Below are 19,157 nucleotides of genomic sequence, written 5' to 3'. Positions count from 1 at the left end.
GTTTATAATGGAATTCGTTATCATCTACCCCTTTTTGCGTGTAATAAAGTAAATGGGGACGCACTTTTGGGTGGTAGAGTCCGGCGCTGGTTTGGGCTGGTGCGGACTGTGTCCTGTGACTCCACTACGATGGTGGCCATGACTGAAGTTCGCGTTAGATTTTGCCCTTCTCCCACTGGTACCCCGCACGTTGGCATGGTGCGCACGGCCCTGTTTAACTGGGCCTATGCCCGCCACACCGGCGGAAAATTGATTTTCCGCATCGAAGATACCGATGCTGCCCGTGACTCGGAAGAGTCCTATCAGGCCATCATTGATTCCTTGACCTGGCTCGGATTGGGCTGGGACGAGGGCGTCAATGTGGGTGGCCCGCATGAACCGTACCGGCAGTCCCAGCGCATGGACATTTATAAAGATGTGCTCAATAACCTTATCGATGCCGGACATGTCTACCCTGCCTACTCCACCGCGGAAGAGGTAGAAGAACGGCACAAGGCAGCCGGGCACGATCCCAAGTTGGGTTATGACAACTACGACCGCGACCTGACGCAAGAACAGATCGATGCCTTTGAGGCTGAAGGTCGCAAGCCTGTCTGGCGCCTGCGCATGCCAGACAAGGACTGGGCCTGGACCGACCTTGTGCGCGGCGAGATGTCCTTCAAATCTGAAACTCAGCCTGATTACGTGGTGGCGCGCTCCAACGGAGCTCCGCTATATACCCTGGTTAACCCGGTAGATGACGCGCTGATGCGTATTACCCACGTACTGCGCGGCGAGGATCTTCTCTCATCCACCCCGCGCCAGCTGGCCATGTATGACGTACTGAAGGAAATTGGCATCGCGGAATTTACCCCGGAGTTTGGTCACCTTCCCTTCGTGATGGGCGAGGGGAAGAAGAAGCTGTCCAAACGTGACCCGCAGTCTAACCTCTTCAATCACCGCGATAACGGCATCATCCCAGAAGGCATGCTCAACTACTTGTCGCTGTTGGGCTGGTCCCTGTCGGCGGATAAGGACATCTTCAGCATGGATGAGCTGATTGAGAACTTCGATGTCAATGATGTTCTGGGTAACCCCGCTCGCTTTGACCAGAAGAAGCTCGAGGCCATCAACGCCGATCATATTCGACTGCTCGAGCCCGAGGAGTTTGCTTTCCGCCTGCGCAATTACCTGACGGAGTACACGGACTTCCCGGCCGATTATGACGGCGAGAAATTCGCCTTCGCTGCGGACTTGGTGCAAACGCGCATTAAGACGCTTGCCGATGCCTATGGGCTACTCAGCTTCCTCATCACGCCCGATGCTGAGCTCAGCCTGGATGAAAAAGCGGCCAAGAAGAACCTGAAGGACGATGCCGTCCAACCCCTCGAGGTGGGCATTGACACCCTTGAGGCGGTAGAGGAGTGGAAGACTGACGCTATTGAAACCGCGCTATCCAAGGCGCTCATTGAGGACCTAGAGCTAAAGCCACGCAAGGCCTACGGCGCGCTGCGCGTAGCCATTTCCGGCGCCCAGGTTTCGCCACCGCTCTTTGAGTCCATGGAACTTCTGGGCAAAGAGTCCACCTTGGCGCGCCTGCGTGCTGCCCGCGAGGTAACTCCGTACGTTCCGGCCTCCGAGTAATACCGGAACCATCAGGAGCCTGACGGGGAAAGCCCGTTACAGCGGCGGATGAACATCGAACTACACAGATGTCATCCGCCGCTTTATTTTAGCTCAAGAAAAGCGCCTAAAAATGCGAGTTGCGCTGGCGATTTGGCGCATTGGGCAACGATCATTATAGTTATAACACGTTGCAGCGAGCAAGGGAGCGCAGCCGATAAGGATGCGATTCCGAGCGGGTGAGCAAATGGCCTATGGTGTAATTGGCAACACAGCGGTTTCTGGTACCGCCATTCTAGGTTCGAGTCCTGGTAGGCCAGCAGTGAAAATGCTTTTAAAGCAGGCTCACTAGTTCTATGCCCCGTTCGTCTAGAGGCCTAGGACGCCGGCCTCTCACGCCGGTAACACGGGTTCGAATCCCGTACGGGGTACAAATAAAAAGATTCCTCCAGCCACTGCGGTTGGAGGAATTTTCCGTATGTGCGCTTGCGGCTTAATCGGGACCAAAGTGGGTCTTAACTGGGGGATTTACCGGCACGAATCCCCGTACTATCTGCTGATTTGTATTGTGTTTACCCATCGTTTACTGTTTAACGAGTCCGCAGCAAGCAAGCTTTAAGCAGCACAGCTTTTGCTTCGCCTGCTACGTGCGAACGAGCCCCGTTCGTCTAGCGGCCTAGGACGCCGGCCTCTCACGCCGGTAACACGGGTTCAAATCCCGTACGGGGTACATACTAATGGCTGCGAGCTTTAACGCTCGCAGCCTTTTCTTGTGGCATTTTCTTTCTGCGCTTCTCGGGGCTAGAGAATTAGATTAAGCGGCGTTTAAACGGCTCTCGCTGCGCCGCATTGGGAAAAGTGCGGCGCAGCGAGGGAGGCATCGGAAAGCGCCTGCTGTAGCTGCAGCCCGCCCTTTGCGCTCACGGGGTCAACGGGAATGGGGCTGGGTTGTGCTCCCCGTGAGCGCCAAGGGAAGGGGGGATGGGCCTGTCACTACAAAAAGAACGCCCAGAGAGCCTCTCAGGCTGCACTGGGCGTTGTTTGAAGGTGGGGAAGGCTATGCCATGACCTTCGTCTTCTTAATCGCCTTCTGGAGGCGCTTGTGATAGTTATCCATGGCGGGGCGCAAGAACAGGCCGAGGATAAGCGCCGGGATGGCGAAGAGGAGGAGCATGCCGAGCTCTCGGAGGATGTCGGCCTCATAAATGCCGGCGATGGCGCTGCGGAACGCGTCGATGCCGTAGGTGGCCGGCAGCCACGGACTGACATTTTGGAACCACTCCGGAAGAAGCGGCAGGGGATAGGCGCCGCCAGAACCGGAGACTTGGATAACCAAGAGCAGAACCGCGAGGGCCTTGCCCGCGCTATCGAATGTGATAACCAGTGAATATATTATCAACATAAACACCAGTGAGATTATCCACGAGGCAAAGAGCATCATGAATGGGTGCTCGGGCTCGATCTCCACGAAGAAAATCAGGCTGAGGACGGCGAAGGTGGCTTGGGCGATGCCGATGAGACCAAAGGTAAGGAAGCGGCCCAAGAAGACTTGGTTCCTAGTGAAGTGATCCTTCTTGTCGAGCTCTTCGTTCTTCTTCAAGTACTTGCGCTCGGCGTTGGTGTGCACCAGCACGCAGGCGAGCAGGGCGCCTACCCACAGCGAAAGCGTGAGGTAGAACGGCGTCATACCAACACCGAAAGAAGCAACATCGTAGATGGGCTGGCGGTCCACATTGACCGGCGAAGCGATCCGAGAGGCCAGAAGCTCGGGGTCATCGCCAATGAGATCGGCGAGCTGACTTAGGTCACCGCCGTCGCGGATCTCATCGATCTTTTGGCTGAGTTCGCCAAAGCGACCCGCCTGATGCTGCAAGGTACCGGATAGACTTGCGGTTAGATCGCGCGCCCGCACGAGGGCATCGTTGTCATTAGAGATGGTATTGCGGATGCCTGCGATATCGTGCTTGACCGCATCAACATCGTTGGCAACCGTGCCCACGCTATCTCCCAGAGCCGCTAGTTGTGGCTTCAGATTGGAGTTATAGGAGTTGCGGGCGTTTTCGACTGCCTGCTTGGCGCTGGCAATCGCAGCTTGCGTTTGTTGCTTGGACTCCTGGGAATTCCCGCCGTTTTCGATGTTATCGGCCGTAGAAGTCAAAGAATCGTGCAACGCATTGCTCTGGGCGATGCTGGCATCCAGCTGCCCCATCACGGCCGCATAACCTGCCGCTACAGGGCCTGGAAGATCGACCTTATCGGCTTCCTTCTGGATACTGTCCTTTACGCCCTGGAAGGCTGCGGTCTGCTGTCCCACGCGGTCCGCGGCAGTGCGGAAGGTTTGGGCGGTCTGCGCGGAGGTGGCGCTAGCATTGTTCAGCAATTCCTCGATTTGTGAGGATAGGACCTCGTAGCTCTGCGTCGTCGCGGCAAGGGACGCATCCAAGGAACCAGTGGACTCATCCAGCGTGGACTTTAGGATATCGATGGGTGACTCGCCGTTGTCATTGGTCGTGCTGGAAGCCTGGTTTCCCGCTTCATTCAGGATATTATTGGCTGCCTGGGTGAGCGGAATGGTGGAATCTACCAGGTTACTCAGCGCCATGACCGTGCCAGAGGCTGCATCGAGGCGCGACTGTACGGTATTGACTCGGTTGTGAACGTTATTGAGCGCGGCCTGGGTATCGCCCTCATCAAGGTACTGGTCCAGCGAGGAAATGACGCCAAGGCCCACATTGGACACAACGCGGGTGAAGGACTCGTCGATCTTCTCAATCACACCGGTAGCGCTGCGTTGAGTAATCGTGGTCGACAGCGCGTTCTTCTTCTCATTGGTATAGAGATTAAGTTTGCTTGGCTCGGTGCCTTCCACGTAGAAGGTGAGGAGGTTGGAGCTGAAATCCTTGGGCAAGACGATGCCAGCGTAGTACTCACCGGACTTGGTGCCCTCTACGGCATCATCGCTATTGGTAAGAACCCAGTTGATTTCGTCGTTGCGGCTGAGCTGGGATAAAACTTCATCGCCTAAATTGAGCTTGAGCGAAGCAAGGTCGCTTTGGTGACCCTCATCCTCACTGGCGACGGCGATTTTGAGTTGTTTGGTATTGGCAAATGGGTCCCAGCTGGCGAGCACGTTAAAGGTGGTAAATAGCAGCGGGATAATGGCGAGGCCGAAAATGATGACGGCGGTCATTACGTTGCCACGGATGGCCTTGAGGTCATCGCGGAGAATGGTCAGGATATTGTTCATGACTTATCTCCCTTTCCGGATTCTTCGCCGTCGACGGCGGGCTTATCTGTGGTATCGCCCTGCGATTGTGGGGTAGAAGATATTTCCGCGTGCTTATCTGACTGGACATCTTCTAGCCGATACTGATTGGGGTTTTGGCGTTGATGCTCTAGGTGCTGCTGGATTTCTTCATCGCTGAGATCCGCCAGGCGGTTATCGTGCGCAATACTTTGTTTTACGTATTCCAGCGAACAAATGACCGCGACCGCAATCAGCGCAACGAGGCACGCAATGCCGAAAAGGATCGCCTTCTGGTCCGGCATGAATCGGGAGCAAATCACGAGCGCGAGCACCAAGGCTACTCCGATGGCGATCGTGAGCTTCATCAACTGAGAATAATTCTTCCGAGCGGTCATCCACTTGGTATCCAAGCTCTTTTGGTATCCCTCGCGGTCCGCGGAGGCATACAGAAGATCGGTGAAGCGGTAGCGGCTGCCAATCAGGTGGACCTGCTCGTTGATAACGAGCCCGCCCTTGGCCAGCTCGTCATTGACCAGCATGGTGACGTTGGACAACCCGCGCCTTAAGAGAGTGCCCACGAGGTAGGCAACAACCGCCATGCCAGTCAGCGCGGCGATATCGCGGATGTAATGGGTGCCGTAGAATCCGCCCACCGTCTCGCGCATGGCATCGATGCCGTAAGTAAAGGGCAAGAAGGGATGGACGGCGCGGAAGAAGTCCGGCGTCATCTCGATGGGGTACAGGCCCGATGCCCCGGGAATCTGAATGAAGGCCAAGACCACCGCTATGCCGCGGCCCACGTGGCCGAATGTTGAGACGAGGCCATAGGTAATGCTGAGGTAGCACAGGCTGATAAATACAGAGGTAAGGACATAAGCGGTGGCGCTGACGTGCTCAACGCCGATGACTAAGTTACCGATGGAAACGATAAGTGCCTGCGCAATGGCGAAAAAGCCGAGGAGCAAGAAGCGCGAGAAGTACGCCTTATTGATGGTTAGATCCCGGCGGCCCTGCGGGTCAACCTCGGCGCGGAAAATGATCAGGAGCATGAAGGCACCGATCCACAGCGTGAGGTTGATAAACAGCGAGGACATGCCGGAGCCGTAGTGCGTGACAGGGAATACTGCATGGCTTTCCATCTCTGCGGGCGAGGAGAGGAAGGAAGACACGTGGTCTGTATCAAGACCGTTGACGGACTTCAGCACGGTGTTGTTATTGGCTGTGTTGCTCAAGGCAATAACATCGGTGCGTGCGGAACGAAGACCTTCCTCAACGCGATCCAGATCAACCGAGAAGCGCTTTACCACTTCTTGGGCGTGGGTCAACTGCCCGTCGACGCCCCCGAGAAGCCCGTCCGTTTGCCCAACCAGAGCCTTTTGGCTGTTGAGGGAGGCAGATAGGCGCCCAGCAGTAGCGGAGACATTAGAAAGTGCAGAATTCAGCTTAGGTAGGCCGTTGGCCACGTCATCGCGCAGTCCGTGGGAATCATCGCGGGCCTGGGAGGCCATGGAATCGAGCAATTCCGAGGTCTTATTCAGCGAATCAAGGGTGGCGTTGGTATCGCTATTAAGGGAATCCAGCTCTCCTAATACCGCGCGGTTTTGATTGTTGCGGTCACGCAGATCAGAAACCGACTGGTTGATCTGCTGCGATATCTCTGGGGGAAGGGCTGGCAGGGCAGCGACACCGGCTAATTGGTCGATGGCTTTATCAGCCTGACCAAGGATGCCTTGGGCGCCGTCGGTGGCGGCATCGACGCGGTTGAGAGCGCCGTTTAACCGGCCGGTGACAGAACCGATATTGGCATTGGCGTTTGCGGTGCCATCGGCAAGCGCAGTCGTGCCTTGGATATAGGCGGCGGTGGCATCGTCGGCGAAGGAAGTAACTTCCTTTTGCACCTCGTCGGTCAAGGAGGTGACCTGATTTAAGGCCTGCTGCGCGTCATCAATCGTGGTCTGCACGGAGCCTAGCGCCGTGCGCGCCTGTGCGATGGTGGGACGAGCATCATCGATAGTGGCGTTGACATCCGCCAAGGAATTGCGCGAATTAGCCACAGTATCGGCGGTCTCTGAGAAGGAATTCGCGGTATTGCCCGCGGTGCTATTGATCCTATCGCTGAGGTCGCCGCCAGAGTTTCTCAACTCGGTGGAAACCGATTTCGCGACGTTTTCATTAAAGGTTGCGCTAATCGTGGTTTCGAGGGTAGAAGAACCAGTGTCAGTGACCTTGGGGGCGATGGCATTGATTTTTTCATTGACCTGATACTCCAAGGTGGGCTGAGAGTACGTGCCTTGGAACAGGCTGACAAAGTCGGAAGAAAAATCCTCCGGCACGATGATGGATGCAAAAACATCGCCGGATTTCACGGCGTGCTCGGCTTCGCCGCGGTCCATAAACTGCCAGCCGAGCTTGTCGTTGTTGTGCAGCTTTTCCATCATCTGCCCGCCGACGTCAATATCGCCGGTGAGATCTGACGAGGCACCCTTGTCCTCGTTCACCACGGCTACCTTGAGGTGCTCGGTATTGCCGTAAGGATCCCAAAAACCGGAGACGTTGACCCAAGAATATAAGGCAGGGGTAACCATCAATCCGATGAGAATTACCCAGACTTGCGGCGTCCGCCACAGGCGGACGAAGTCTTGGAGAAAAAGCTTCCAACTAGTAATCACTCGAAAGACCGTAGCACCGAAACGGTGTTAACTAATAGTCAAGCAGGCAGTTTCCGTGAAATTGACAGCTTCGTCACCCCTGGGCCATCGCGCACCGCACAGGAATGTGGCTAGGGTTAATAAAAGGTTAACTCACGCCGGTCCATTGCATAGAAAAGCGCCGCGATAATCTATGCATCATAGCGGTGGATTATCGCGGCGTTAGGGCGCTGCAGGGCGCTTACTGGCGAGGCTTAGTGCTCGTCGTAGTGGTCACCGTGAGCGGCGTGGCGGTGACCGTCGTGGATGTAGTCAACGTGGTCGCCGTGAGGGACAGCAACGTGGCCGCAACCCTCGCCGTGGGTGTGGTCGCTGTGCGTTTCGGCCTCAATGTGCTCGTTGGTCTCGCACTCGTCCCAGTGGCCTTCGTGCTCGCGGTGGATGTGGCCATCGTGTACGAAGTCGGTGTGATCCTCGTGCGGGAAAGCGACGTGGCCGCAGCCTTCGCCGTGGGTGTGCTCGTGTTCAGTGTGGGTAGCGTGAGTCATAATCATGAATCCTTTCTGTGCCTTAGGTCAAGGAGTGACCTTCTCGTTTTCACTCTGTTTTCATTAAATCATGTTTTCAGTTCGGTTTCAATAGCGTGCCGGAAATTTTCGATATTTTTCAATAGGCCACGGCGGGGTTGGGTATACAGGGGTAAGACGCGATTAAAGCCCTGAGCCGGTGGGAGGTCCAGGGCATTGGTGGGGAGTTGGGGAAGTTAGAGCAGCTCTGAAAGTTCTTGGGCGGCGGAGGTGAGCAGGTGGGCGTATTTCTTGGCGGGCGAGGGGCGGAACCGCTCAGCGGAACCGGAGATGGATAACGCTGCGCGAAAAACGCCGGAAGAATCGAAGACGGGAGCGGAAATGGAGGCTAGGCCCGCTTCGCGTTCTTCGATGGATTCTGCATAGCCTTGGCGGCGGGCGGCTTCTACATCGGCGGAGCTGAATTGCGCGGCGTCGAGGGGGAAGTCTACGAAGCCGGCGATGATGCGTGCTGCAGAGCCGGAGGTTAGTGGTAGCTGTCTCCCCACCGGAACCACGTTGTGTAGGCCGGACTTGGGCTCGCGGGTGGCAATGCAGGTGCGGGTGGTTCCCGTGAATTCATAGAGCTGAATGGACTCACCGGTACGGTTGAGGAGTTGGTCCATGATGGGGCCTGCGACTTCTAAGATGTGATCGCGGTTGCCGGGAAGCGCGGGACCGGCCTTCCACTTTCCTTCAGGGGTACGCACGAGGATGCGGTGTGCCTCTAACGCGGTGGCTAGCCTGTGTGTCGTTGCTCGAGGTAGTCCCGTGGTTTCACATAACTCATTAAGGGTCGATGGATGGTTTGCCGCGGCCATCATGATGGCCATTGCACGATCTAGTACCTTAATGCCGGAAACTGCGCTATACTCTCCCATATAATGAAATCTACGTCCCAAATTATGAGATTTCAAGTGTGGAGTGATGTTTATGAACCAGAAGCTGACCTTGGCAGAAAAAGTATGGCGTGACCACGTTGTCCAGCAGGGCGACGCGGGCGCACCAGACCTTATCTATATTGACTTTCAACTTTTGCACGAAGTTACGAGCCCGCAGGCCTTCGATGGGCTGCGCTTGCAAGGTCGCACAATGCGACACCCAGAATTGCACCTGGCCACCGAGGACCACAACGTGCCGACGGAGGGTATTAAATCCGGCAACCTCTTAGAGATTAAAGATGAGGTATCGCGCACCCAGGTTTCTACCCTGCGCAAGAACTGCGAAGAATTTGGCGTGCGGTTGCACTCAATGGGTGATGAGCAGCAAGGCATCGTGCACACCGTTGGCCCACAGCTGGGCATTACCCAGCCCGGCATGACTATTGTGTGCGGCGATTCGCATACCTCGACCCACGGTGCATTCGGCTCCATTGCCATGGGCATTGGTACCTCGGAGGTAGAGCACGTCATGGCCACCCAGACGCTATCTTTGAAGCCATTTAAGACGATGGCCATCGAAGTCACCGGCGAATTGCAGGAAGGCGTCTCCGCAAAGGACCTTATTCTGGCCATCATCGCCAAGATTGGCACCGGCGGCGGCCAGGGCTACATCATCGAATATCGCGGTGAAGCTATCCGCAAGATGTCCATGGAAGCCCGCATGACCATCTGCAATATGTCCATCGAGGCCGGTGCGCGTGCCGGTATGGTCGCACCCGATGAAACGACGTTTGAGTACGTCAAGGGTCGCGAGTTCGCCCCAAAGGGCGCCGACTGGGATAAAGCGGTGGATTACTGGAAGACGCTGCCTACTGACGATGGCGCCGAATTCGATCGCGTCGTAGAAATCGACGGATCAGCCCTGACACCATTCGTCACGTGGGGAACGAACCCGGGCCAAGGCTTGCCGCTGGGCGAAACCGTACCGGATCCGGAAGACTGCGGCGATGATAATTCCAAGGCCACGGTGAAAAAAGCCTTGGAGTACATGGACCTGCAACCAGGAACCCCACTGCGCGATATCAAGATCGACACCGTCTTCGTAGGATCGTGCACCAATGCCCGCATCGAGGACCTGCGCGCCGCAGCTGAGGTGGTCAAGGGCCGCACCATCGACGCCAATACGCGCATGATCGTGGTTCCTTCCTCCGCGGTGGTCAAGGCTGATGCAGAAAAGGAGGGCCTTGACCAGATTTTCCAGGAATTCGGTGCAGAGTGGCGCACGGCGGGTTGTTCCATGTGCCTGGGCATGAACCCTGACCAACTGAAGCCAGGGGAGCGGTCTGCGTCCACATCTAACCGTAACTTTGAAGGCCGACAGGGCCCTGGTGGGCGAACCCACCTCGTTTCCCCACAGGTTGCCGCCGCTACCGCCGTCACTGGATACCTGTCCAGCCCGGCTGACCTGAAATAAGCACGCGAGAAAGGTTGAAATAATGGAGAAATTTATCACCCATACCGGCACGGGAGTCCCGCTGCGGGCGTCCAACGTGGATACGGACCAAATCATTCCCGCGCGCTACCTCAAATCGGTCAAGCGCACAGGCTTTGCGGAAGGCCTGTTTTCCAACTGGCGCTCTGATTCCACCTTCGTACTTAACCAAGAGCAGTTCAAAGAAGGCTCCGTCCTCTTTGCCGGCCGCGACTTCGGTACCGGTTCCTCCCGAGAGCACGCAGTTTGGGCCTTGCGCGAATACGGCTTCAAGGCTGTCTTCTCCTCCCGCTTTGCGGATATCTTCCGCGGCAACTCAGGAAAGTCTGGTCTGCTTACTGGGCTGATGGAACAAGAAGACATCGAGCTTATTTGGAAGCAGTTGGAAGCCGGGGAAACCCAAGTCACGGTCGATCTGGAGGCGCGCACCGTCCAGGTTGGTGAAAACACCTACTCATTCGATATCGATGACTACACGCGCTGGCGCCTGATGGAAGGCCTCGATGACATCGGCATCACCTTGCGCAATGAAGAGGCCATCACGAGTTTCGAGAACTCTCGCGCCAGCTTCAAGCCCGCGGTGCACGCGGAATAATCCAGCAGGTGCGCCCCACACTTTGGCGGGGGCGCACACCACCGCACCCGTGAACTGGGGTAGCGGTGGGGCAATGGACGAGTGACAAATATCAGCGGCGAAAGCGTAAAGCCGGGTTTATCCATTATGCTCTGAGGTATGACTTCGCCTTATTCTGGGTCACGCGACCATGATGGATACAATCACTACTCCCAACAGCCCTACTCAGGTGGGCAACCAGGGAATTTTAGTGAGCCATCCGCTACAGGCGGCATCGATGCCGTCAGCATTTTTGGCGATAGTTTTCGCTATTTCGGCCGCAATTGGGCGCAGTGGCTTTTTGCCCCACTCGTGCAGGTGGTCGTCCTTTTTGTTGCATACCTCATCATCGCCGTAGTCTTTGCCGCCGGTGGCGGCTCCATTTCCATCGAGGCGTCGGCCGAGGGAGCCGCCTTGGACGGTTCCCTCGGCGTACTGGGCCTGCTATTACTCGCCCTCGCGGTAGTAGCTTTGTTAATTGTCTGTCTGTGGGCAACTGCAATCTGGTGCCAAGCCGCTAATAAGCAGGTCAATGGCCAGGATTTGATGTTCGGGGATTTCTTCACGTTCAAAGGCATGGGCGGCATCATGCTGGCTTACCTCGTCACCAGCGTGGTCATCGGCATCGGCTTCGTTCTGCTGGTAATTCCCGGACTTTTCGCCCTGTTCTTCTGGTGGTGGGTCCCAGCCGTCAAGGCAGCACGCCCTGATTTAGGCCTAGGGGCCTGCTTTAAGCTTTCCACGGAGATCGCAAAGAGGAACATCGGTACCACCTTGCTGGTCGGTATCGCGCTCATCATTCTCCACATGGCGCTAGGCTCAACCGTGGTGGGCTTCGTCGTGCTGCCGGGGCTCATGGCCTTAGCCCCTATCCTTTTCGTGCGCCGCAATCTCGGCATGCGCGGCTAAGGGCTAGGGGCTCGCGCGGCTCAAGCTATCTAGCGCACCGGCAGGGGGCTGGGAAGATAATCGGCGCCGGTTAATTCACCGTTATTGAAGGACAAGACCCACACCGAGGCCTTTTTAAACTTCAATTCGTCCTGCGGCTTCTTGAGGAATTGCGGCGCTAAATCCTCGATGATGCCGGGGATGGTTTGTCCTTGGCTGATAATGACCGGCACCCCGCCGTCTTCTACAACGCGGCGGAAAGCCTTCTTGGCGGCCGCCGGGTTCTTTTCCCACGCCTCGTCGCCAAAGTCTTTATTAATGGCAATGTCTTTACCCAGTTCATCGGCAAGCGGCGCGGCGGTTTGCTGGCACCGATGCGGGCGAGCGGAATAGATCGCGGTGGGATGGAAGGCTGCCAGCATGGGCACGAGCATTTCTGCTTGGCGGCGGCCCTTCTTATCCAAAGGCCGCAGGTTGTCATCGCCCTCCCACTTCTTTCGGTCATGGGCGTGGGCGTGGCGCACATACAATACCCGCGTTGTGGGGGCCAACTGCAAACGCTTTTGTGCCTTGGCGACGACGTCGGCGTCAACGTCATAAGACAAAAGCTGTTGTGCCTGGTCAATGGGAACCCAGCGCAGCTCATCGGTCTCATCATTGGGCGTGTACGTGCCGCTGAGGTAGAACGCCGCCCAGTAATAGACCACCTTGGTGCGCCCCTGCACGGGGTAGGTGACCTTGCCAATCAACTTGCCCAAGCGCACGTGAAAGCCAGTTTCTTCCTCGATCTCCCGCGCCGCGGTAGTAGGCAGCGATTCGCCCGGGTCCACCTTTCCCTTGGGCAGGGACCAATCGTCATAATGCGGGCGGTGGATGAGTGCGATTTCAGGGTTCGCGGCGTCGCCGCGCCAAACTACCGCGCCGGCGGCAAGGGTAGTGCGGGGAAATTCTTTGGCGGGATCCACCGGAATTTCTTGGTGCCGGCCGGAAATGAATTTTTCGGACTTTTTATCTTTATCGGTCTCGTGCATCTTCTTCGCGCTCGGCATAGCTTTTCGTGCCTTTCTTCGGTGAGTTAAAAATCGGCATTAACCTCATGATCATTGTTCCACGCGGGAGATCCCTGCCGCATCCTTGCCACGCCCAGAGTGAAAAATGCCTTAAGGTGGAAATAATAGGAAAAACGTTTGGAGGAAGCCATGGTAAATGTAGCGGTGATGGGTGCCGGTTCCTGGGGCACCACCCTGGCCAAGGTATTCGCGGACGCAGGAAATGATGTCACCCTGTGGGCGCGACGGACCGAATTGGCGGACGCGATCAATAAAACGCACACCAACCCGGATTATTTGCCGGATATTCACCTTCCCGCGGCGCTGCGCGCCACACACGACGAAGCAGAGGCGCTTTCCGGCGCGGATATCGTGGTCTTCGGCGTGCCATCGCAGTCTCTGCGCGTCAACGTGGAACGGTGGGCGCCCGCATTGCCTGAGGATTCCACGCTGGTTTCCATTTCCAAGGGCGTAGAGACCAGCACGCTAAAGCGCATGAGTGAAGTCATCGTGGACGCGGCAGGCGTGGACCCACAGCGAGTAGCGGTGCTTTCTGGACCCAACCTGGCTAAAGAAGTAGCGCAGGGGCAGGTTGCGGCTACGGTCATCGCCTGCACTGACGAAGAGCGCGCCAAGGCAGTACAGGCGGCCATCGCCGCACCCTACTTGCGGCCCTACACAAATACCGATGTCATCGGCGCTGAAATCGGTGGTGCTTGCAAAAACGTCATCGCCTTGGCCTGCGGCATGGCCTCAGGCAAGGGGCTGGGCAATAACACCATGGCCACGATGATCACCCGCGGCCTAGCGGAAATTACCCGCCTTGGCACGGCATTGGGCGCGGAGCCTTTCACTTTTTCCGGCTTGGCGGGTTTGGGCGATTTGGTGGCCACGTGTAACTCCACGCTCTCGCGCAATAGAACCTTCGGTTATCGCCTCGGTCAAGGTGGTAGCCTTGAAGAAGCGAAGGCGGCCACCAATGGCCAAGTGGCAGAGGGTGTGTTTTCTTCGGATTCCATCTTCCGCTTGGCCCAGCAGGCTGGGGTAGAGATGCCCATTACGGAAGTCGTCTACGGTGTGTGCCATCAGGGAATGGCGGTAGACGATATGATTATCGCCCTTATGGGTCGCTCCAAGAAGTCGGAGTAGCAGAAAGGTAAAATTATCGCCCATGACTGAAAAGACCCGCGTGGCCGTCCTTTACGGTGGCCGCAGTACCGAGCACTCCGTGTCCTGCGTATCTGCAGGCGCAATTATGAAGCACCTCGATCCGGAAAAATTCGAGGTGGTGCCCATCGGCATTACGCGCGAGGGCACGTGGACGCCGGGCGATACCGAGGGGCTAGAAATCGTCGATGGCGTCATGCCTGAGGTCAAGCGCGGCACGGAATTGGCGCTTTCTGCGGATCCTTCGCGCAAGGGCGAAATCCGCACGATTAGTAATGGATCGCTGTATGCCCAGGTCGACGTTATCTTTCCTATTCTCCATGGACCTTATGGCGAAGACGGCACCATGCAGGGGCTTTTTGAGCTCTCCGGCATCCCTTATGTGGGCCCTGGTGTATTGGCGTCCTCGGTGGGAATGGACAAGGAATTTACTAAGAAGATTCTATCCGCAGCGGGCCTGCCAGTGGCACCAGAGGTTATTGTCCAAGGGCGAACGGAATTAACCGCAGAGGAAAAAGACAGCCTCGGCCTGCCGGTCTTCGTCAAACCCGCCCGCGGGGGCTCTTCAATTGGAGTATCCAAGGTGAGCGACTGGGCAGAATTCCCAGAAGCTGTACGCATTGCCCTGGAAGACGATGACAAGATTTTGGTCGAGCCAGAGATCGTCGGCCGCGAGGTGGAAGTCGGCGTCCTGCAATACCCGGATGGCGAGCTGATTGCCTCAGTGCCGGCCCTGCTCAAGGGCATAGATGATTCCGATGAGGGCTTCTATGGTTTTGAGACCAAGTACCTAGATAACGTGGTCACGGCCCAGATTCCCGCGCCTTTCCCAGAAGAACTCACGGCGCAATTGCGCGAAATGGCGATTCGGGCCTTTAGGGCGCTCAACTGCGCAGGCCTGTCCCGCGTGGATTTCTTCGTCACCGAAGAAGGCCTGTACATCAATGAGGTAAACACCCTGCCGGGATTTACGCCGATTTCCATGTACCCGCAGGTGTTGGCGGCCTCTGGCGTGGATTATCCCACGCTGCTTGAGGTCCTCATTGCCCGCGCCCAAGTCCGTACCGCGTAAAGCCCGTACCGCGTAACGTCGCGGTACGGCAGTCACGCTGGTTTTACCTTTCTGGAATGTGCTCCGCGGTGATATCGCTGAGGGCCACCAATGCTGCCTGCGCGGAATCCTGCGGGGCGTGCAGCGCCAGGTAATTCTCGCGGCCTAGCGCAAACCAGGTTCCCGCAGTCGTGCCTTGCGCCAAGGTCGTATCCTCAAACCAGGCGATATCGTTGACCTGCTGGAGCTGCACGCCCGCCTCGTAGTTTTCTGGCTGGGCGACGCCACAGCGCGCGACGATATCCTCGTACCCCTCAGAGCTCCACACGTAGGTGTCCTCATCGTCTACATCGCGGCGGTGGTAGCCATCAGCAATCTCATCCGGTAATGCCTTTTCTACCGCGGCGCAGCGGTCATTTTTTGCCGGTTTCAGATTGCGCAATGGGGCAGGGTGGGTCTCCGCTGGCTTATTCTCCAAGGTGGCAACGGCCTCGTTGAGGTCCTGCGGTTTTTCGTCATTAAAGGTCGTTACTGCCACGACGGGAAAGCGCTGGGTCGAGTACCAGGTAGAGAGGTTGGAGCCAGAGGTCGCATCCTTGACCTTGAACCACTGCTCACCGTCGATATCTTGCGTGGTGGAGTAATCGGTGTACTGGAAAGGCATGGCAACACCGCAGCGCGCCGTCACCTTTTCTTGGGAACTGGCGGCCCAGGCGGCAACGCCAGCGGGGACGGGTTCTGCAATATCGGCGCGCGGTTGGCCCATGGCTTCATCGGGAAGCGCATGCACAAAGTCCGTGCATGCCTGCGAATCGGCCTCCGGGGAATCGACCGGGGAGACCGCCACGGGGGCCTTGGCCGTGTTTGTGAATACGTATTTCGCGCCGAAAAGGACCGCTAAAACCATCACTATGGACAACCCAAGTGAAATGAAGATCGCGGTGCGGTTAAATTGGGATGTCATAGGGGCTCATTTTATCGAAAGGACGCCGGTGAACTTAAGTCAGACTCTCGCAGACGTGGGGGAGCAGGCGGTGATTCGAGAAATTACCGCGGCTGCCCCCAGCAGTTTGAATGGCGATGATGCTGCTGTGCTTTTCGGGGCACCGCCTAATTCACGCACAGTGGCCTCTACCGATTTGATGGTAGATGGCCGGCACTTCTTGCGGGAATGGTCCACCCCGCGCGAAATTGGCAAGAAGGCCATCCTGCGCAACTTCGCCGATATTGAAGCCATGGGAGCGCGCCCAGTGGCGGCGCTTTTAGCCATCGCCGCACCGGGGGATACGCCGGTGAGTTTTGTCAGGGGTGTGGCCAGGGGCATCGCCGAGCATTGCTCTTTCTACAACGCTGAGCTGGTGGGCGGAGATATTACGAAATCAGACTTGCTGGTCATCAACATCACTGCCATTGGCTTTCTGGGCGGCAGCCGGGCCGCGTTGACCCTTGATGCGGCGCGCGCGGGCCAGAAGGTCGTGGCCCACGGAGCGATTGGCCACGCCGCGGCCGGCTTGTCCTTGCTGCAGCGCTTTGGCCGCGATCTGCCGGCAGAGCATGCGGATTTATACCCGCTTATTGATGCCCAATGCGCCCCGTGGCTCAGCCCCGGCCGCGGTGTTATCGCCCGCGCCGCCGAGGTTACGGCCATGACCGATAATTCCGATGGCCTCATCCAAGACTGTGGGACCATGGCGCAGCGCTCTGGTGTACACATTGATTTGGATGCTGATGCCATCCAGCCCGATCCACTCCTGCACGCCGCGGCCGCCGTCCTCGAATGCGATCCGTGGGAGTGGATCCTTGCCGGCGGCGAGGACCATACCCTGATCGGAACTACCGCAAAGCAAGCGCCTTCAGGTTTCCGGGAAATCGGCACCGTCTCGCGCGGCAGCGGCGTTACGGTGGGCGGTAAACAACCCCGTTATGCAGAAGGGTGGGCAGGATTTTAGATATGCACCCGACTTACCATCCCTCGTGGGAACCGGTTCTCGCGCCGGTGCTGGAGCAGCAGTGGCCACGTATTTCTCATGCGCTGGACAACCAGGATTACCTGCCGCCGGCAGAAGACGTGTGCAGGGCATTGCAGATGCCGCTTGACGATGTCCGCGTGCTCATCGTTGGCCAAGACCCCTATCCCACCCCGGGCCACGCGATGGGGATGGCCTTTTCCACCAAGCCGGGGGTCAAGCCCCCGAGGTCCTTGGTCAATATTTACCGCGAGCTGTATGACGATGTGGGCGTTCGCGGGCGTGAGGACGGCGATCTAAGCGCCTGGGCCGACCAGGGAGTCTTGCTCCTTAACAGGGTGCTGACCGTGGCACCGGGCCAGGCGGGTTCGCACCGGCGTATTGGCTGGGAAGAGGTGACCGAGGCCGCCATCCGCGCCCTCAACCGCACCCCGATGGTCGCGATTTTATGGGGCCGCGATGCCCAATCCTGCGAGCGCTTCCTTCCCGATGTTCCCTGCATTACCTCCCCGCACCCTTCGCCGCTTTCAGCCAGCCGCGGGTTCTTTGGCTCCCGCCCATTTTCCCGGGCAAACGCCCATTTGCGGGACCAAGGCGCGCGGGAGATAGCGTGGGACTTGTAAACTATTGCGCATGTCATATCCCAGCACGCTGGACGCTCACGGATTGCGCAATTGGGCGCACCGCGCTGTAGGCGAGCTTTCCCATCGGCGCGCCGAAATTAACGCGCTCAACGTCTTCCCAGTGCCGGATTCAGATACCGGCTCGAATATGGCGCACACCATGGAAGCCGCCGTCGCCGAGGTGGAAAAGGCCGACGGCGACATTGCGGCTGCGCTAGCCATGGGGGCCGTGCGCGGGGCACGGGGAAATTCCGGGATGGTGCTCTCGCAGGTCCTGCGCGGAGTAGCGGAGGCCACCGTGGATTCCACCATCGATGGCGCCATCTTTGCAGCTTCGCTTATGCATGCGGTAGAGCTCGTGGACCGCGCGATTGCGGAACCGGTGGAAGGAACGGTTATTACCGTACTGCGATGCGCCGCAGAAACAGCGGAAAGCACCGCGCGGCAACCTAATTCCAGTTTTCACGGCGTCGTAGCGGATACTATTTCCGCCGCCCGCACAGCGCTAGCGGAAACACCCTCGCAGCTGCCAGAGTTGCGCGCGGCTGGGGTGGTAGATGCTGGCGGTGCCGGCCTGGTCATCCTTTTAGAAACCCTCCTTGCAGAAATCGAGGGCACGACCAGCCACTCGCCCGAATCCATGCCGGAGACAGTCACCGAACTTGAGGTGGTCTTCTTTTTCGAAGGCGATAGCGCGGTACTGAAGGAGAAGATTGCTCCCTTGGGCACGAGCTTGGTCATCGCGCAGGCAGGCGAAGATAGCGCCTCCATCCACATCCATTCCACCCAGGCCGGTGCGGTCATCGAAACCGCCTTTGCCGCTGGATCGGTCAGCAACCTGCGCCTAGAGGCCCTTCCGGAAGCCCCTGCTCAGCGAGAAAACACTGACGAAGGTCATACGCGCACCGTCTACGCTGCGGCGCCCGCCGGCCCCATGGCCGAGCTTGTGCAGTCCGCCGGGGTTACGGTGGTCGAACCAGGAGAAACCATCCACGCGGCGGGCGAGGACATCGTTTTATCCAGCGGGCTAGAAGAACACGCAACTGCAGCGCATACCGTGGAGATTTCTTCCCTTGCGGCGGGGCTAGCCGCCATCTCCGTCTATGAGCCGGATAATGCGGATACCGCCGCGGTCGTAGAATCCATGCGTGATGCGGCGCAGTCGATGCGGGTGGCGCACCCAGCAGAAGAATCTGAATTAGCCATCGCGCAGATGTGCCGCCAGCTGCTTGCTGCGGGCGGGGAACAGGTCACGGTCATTAGCCCGCTTAACATCTCGCAAGAAGAATTGGCGGCAGAGCTCGGCGTCGATGTGGTGGCCTTGCAGGTGCCGGATATTCCCACCGAGATTGGGGTGGAATAG

At 57.7% G+C, this 19,157-nt stretch carries 15 protein-coding genes and 3 tRNA genes; 12 read left to right on the top strand and 6 right to left on the bottom strand.

Features of this window, described 5'->3' with window-relative positions:
- The first annotated feature begins 129 nt into the window (after nucleotides 1-129).
- From gltX to QP891_RS07915, 4 genes are all read left to right on the top strand, one after another.
- Nucleotides 130-1,623 carry a glutamate--tRNA ligase gene (gene gltX / locus QP891_RS07930; RefSeq protein ID WP_284770557.1) on the top strand — a complete coding sequence of 498 codons (1,494 nt, stop codon included), beginning with the start codon at nucleotides 130-132 and terminating at the stop codon, nucleotides 1,621-1,623.
- A gap of 227 nt (nucleotides 1,624-1,850) precedes the next feature.
- Nucleotides 1,851-1,922 (top strand) — tRNA-Gln (locus tag QP891_RS07925).
- 38 nt (nucleotides 1,923-1,960) lie between these two features.
- Nucleotides 1,961-2,033: transfer RNA gene (locus QP891_RS07920), tRNA-Glu, on the top strand.
- Between the two features lie 226 nt (nucleotides 2,034-2,259).
- Nucleotides 2,260-2,332: transfer RNA gene (locus QP891_RS07915), tRNA-Glu, on the top strand.
- Between the two features lie 327 nt (nucleotides 2,333-2,659).
- Here QP891_RS07915 and QP891_RS07910 read toward each other — a convergent pair.
- The 4 genes from QP891_RS07910 to QP891_RS07895 form a co-directional block, all read right to left on the bottom strand.
- Complete coding sequence (locus QP891_RS07910; protein WP_284770529.1) at nucleotides 2,660-4,849, bottom strand: YhgE/Pip domain-containing protein; 2,190 nt, start codon at nucleotides 4,847-4,849, stop codon at nucleotides 2,660-2,662.
- Nucleotides 4,846-7,518, bottom strand: coding sequence for a YhgE/Pip domain-containing protein (locus QP891_RS07905; protein WP_284770528.1), 2,673 nt, complete (start codon nucleotides 7,516-7,518; stop codon nucleotides 4,846-4,848). Before QP891_RS07905 ends, QP891_RS07910 begins: the two co-directional genes overlap by 4 nt.
- A gap of 233 nt (nucleotides 7,519-7,751) precedes the next feature.
- The gene (locus QP891_RS07900; RefSeq protein WP_284770527.1) at nucleotides 7,752-8,045 is read right to left on the bottom strand and encodes a hypothetical protein; all 294 of its coding nucleotides are present in this window, start codon (nucleotides 8,043-8,045) and stop codon (nucleotides 7,752-7,754) included.
- Between the two features lie 215 nt (nucleotides 8,046-8,260).
- A complete protein-coding gene (locus QP891_RS07895) occupies nucleotides 8,261-8,944 on the bottom strand; it encodes an IclR family transcriptional regulator (protein WP_284770526.1) in 684 nt (227 codons plus the stop codon).
- 52 nt (nucleotides 8,945-8,996) lie between these two features.
- On the opposite strand from QP891_RS07895, the gene leuC reads away from it, so the two are divergent.
- The 3 genes from leuC to QP891_RS07880 all read left to right on the top strand — a co-directional run bounded on the left by leuC (nucleotide 8,997) and on the right by QP891_RS07880 (nucleotide 11,958).
- Entirely contained in the window at nucleotides 8,997-10,418 is a 1,422-nt protein-coding gene (gene leuC, locus QP891_RS07890; protein ID WP_284770525.1) for a 3-isopropylmalate dehydratase large subunit, read from the top strand.
- A 22-nt stretch (nucleotides 10,419-10,440) separates the two neighbouring features.
- On the top strand, nucleotides 10,441-11,031 hold the full coding sequence (leuD, locus tag QP891_RS07885; protein ID WP_284770524.1) for a 3-isopropylmalate dehydratase small subunit: 591 nt from the start codon (nucleotides 10,441-10,443) through the stop codon (nucleotides 11,029-11,031).
- A 138-nt stretch (nucleotides 11,032-11,169) separates the two neighbouring features.
- Complete coding sequence (locus QP891_RS07880; protein WP_284817025.1) at nucleotides 11,170-11,958, top strand: hypothetical protein; 789 nt, start codon at nucleotides 11,170-11,172, stop codon at nucleotides 11,956-11,958.
- A gap of 29 nt (nucleotides 11,959-11,987) precedes the next feature.
- Here the strand turns inward: QP891_RS07880 and QP891_RS07875 are convergent, their stop codons facing one another.
- A complete protein-coding gene (locus QP891_RS07875) occupies nucleotides 11,988-12,986 on the bottom strand; it encodes an NUDIX hydrolase (RefSeq protein WP_284770522.1) in 999 nt (332 codons plus the stop codon).
- 150 nt (nucleotides 12,987-13,136) lie between these two features.
- Between QP891_RS07875 and QP891_RS07870 the strand changes: the two genes are divergently transcribed.
- Entirely contained in the window at nucleotides 13,137-14,135 is a 999-nt protein-coding gene (locus tag QP891_RS07870) for an NAD(P)H-dependent glycerol-3-phosphate dehydrogenase (protein ID WP_284817024.1), read from the top strand.
- 22 nt (nucleotides 14,136-14,157) lie between these two features.
- Nucleotides 14,158-15,225: a D-alanine--D-alanine ligase family protein gene (locus tag QP891_RS07865; protein WP_284770520.1), complete on the top strand. Its 1,068-nt coding sequence runs from the start codon at nucleotides 14,158-14,160 to the stop codon at nucleotides 15,223-15,225.
- Between the two features lie 43 nt (nucleotides 15,226-15,268).
- Here the strand turns inward: QP891_RS07865 and QP891_RS07860 are convergent, their stop codons facing one another.
- On the bottom strand, nucleotides 15,269-16,168 hold the full coding sequence (locus QP891_RS07860) for a DUF3515 domain-containing protein (RefSeq protein WP_284782973.1): 900 nt from the start codon (nucleotides 16,166-16,168) through the stop codon (nucleotides 15,269-15,271).
- On the opposite strand from QP891_RS07860, the gene QP891_RS07855 reads away from it, so the two are divergent.
- From QP891_RS07855 to QP891_RS07845, 3 genes are read left to right on the top strand one after another with little or no spacing between them, the layout of a single operon-like run.
- The gene (locus tag QP891_RS07855) at nucleotides 16,116-17,153 is read left to right on the top strand and encodes a thiamine-phosphate kinase (RefSeq protein WP_284770518.1); all 1,038 of its coding nucleotides are present in this window, start codon (nucleotides 16,116-16,118) and stop codon (nucleotides 17,151-17,153) included. The two genes, QP891_RS07860 and QP891_RS07855, sit on opposite strands and share 53 nt — an antisense overlap.
- Nucleotides 17,154-17,155: 2 nt before the next feature.
- Nucleotides 17,156-17,794 carry a uracil-DNA glycosylase gene (locus QP891_RS07850; RefSeq protein ID WP_284770517.1) on the top strand — a complete coding sequence of 213 codons (639 nt, stop codon included), beginning with the start codon at nucleotides 17,156-17,158 and terminating at the stop codon, nucleotides 17,792-17,794.
- A 10-nt stretch (nucleotides 17,795-17,804) separates the two neighbouring features.
- Nucleotides 17,805-19,157 (top strand): DAK2 domain-containing protein, encoded by a 1,353-nt coding sequence (locus tag QP891_RS07845; protein WP_284770516.1) that lies wholly within the window; start codon nucleotides 17,805-17,807, stop codon nucleotides 19,155-19,157.

It is taken from the genome of Corynebacterium sp. MSK310, from assembly GCF_030227355.1.
Taxonomy (GTDB): domain Bacteria; phylum Actinomycetota; class Actinomycetes; order Mycobacteriales; family Mycobacteriaceae; genus Corynebacterium; species Corynebacterium rhinophilum.
The sequence above is the reverse complement of the archived record's forward strand: the minus strand, read 5'-3'. Positions and strand labels throughout refer to the sequence as shown.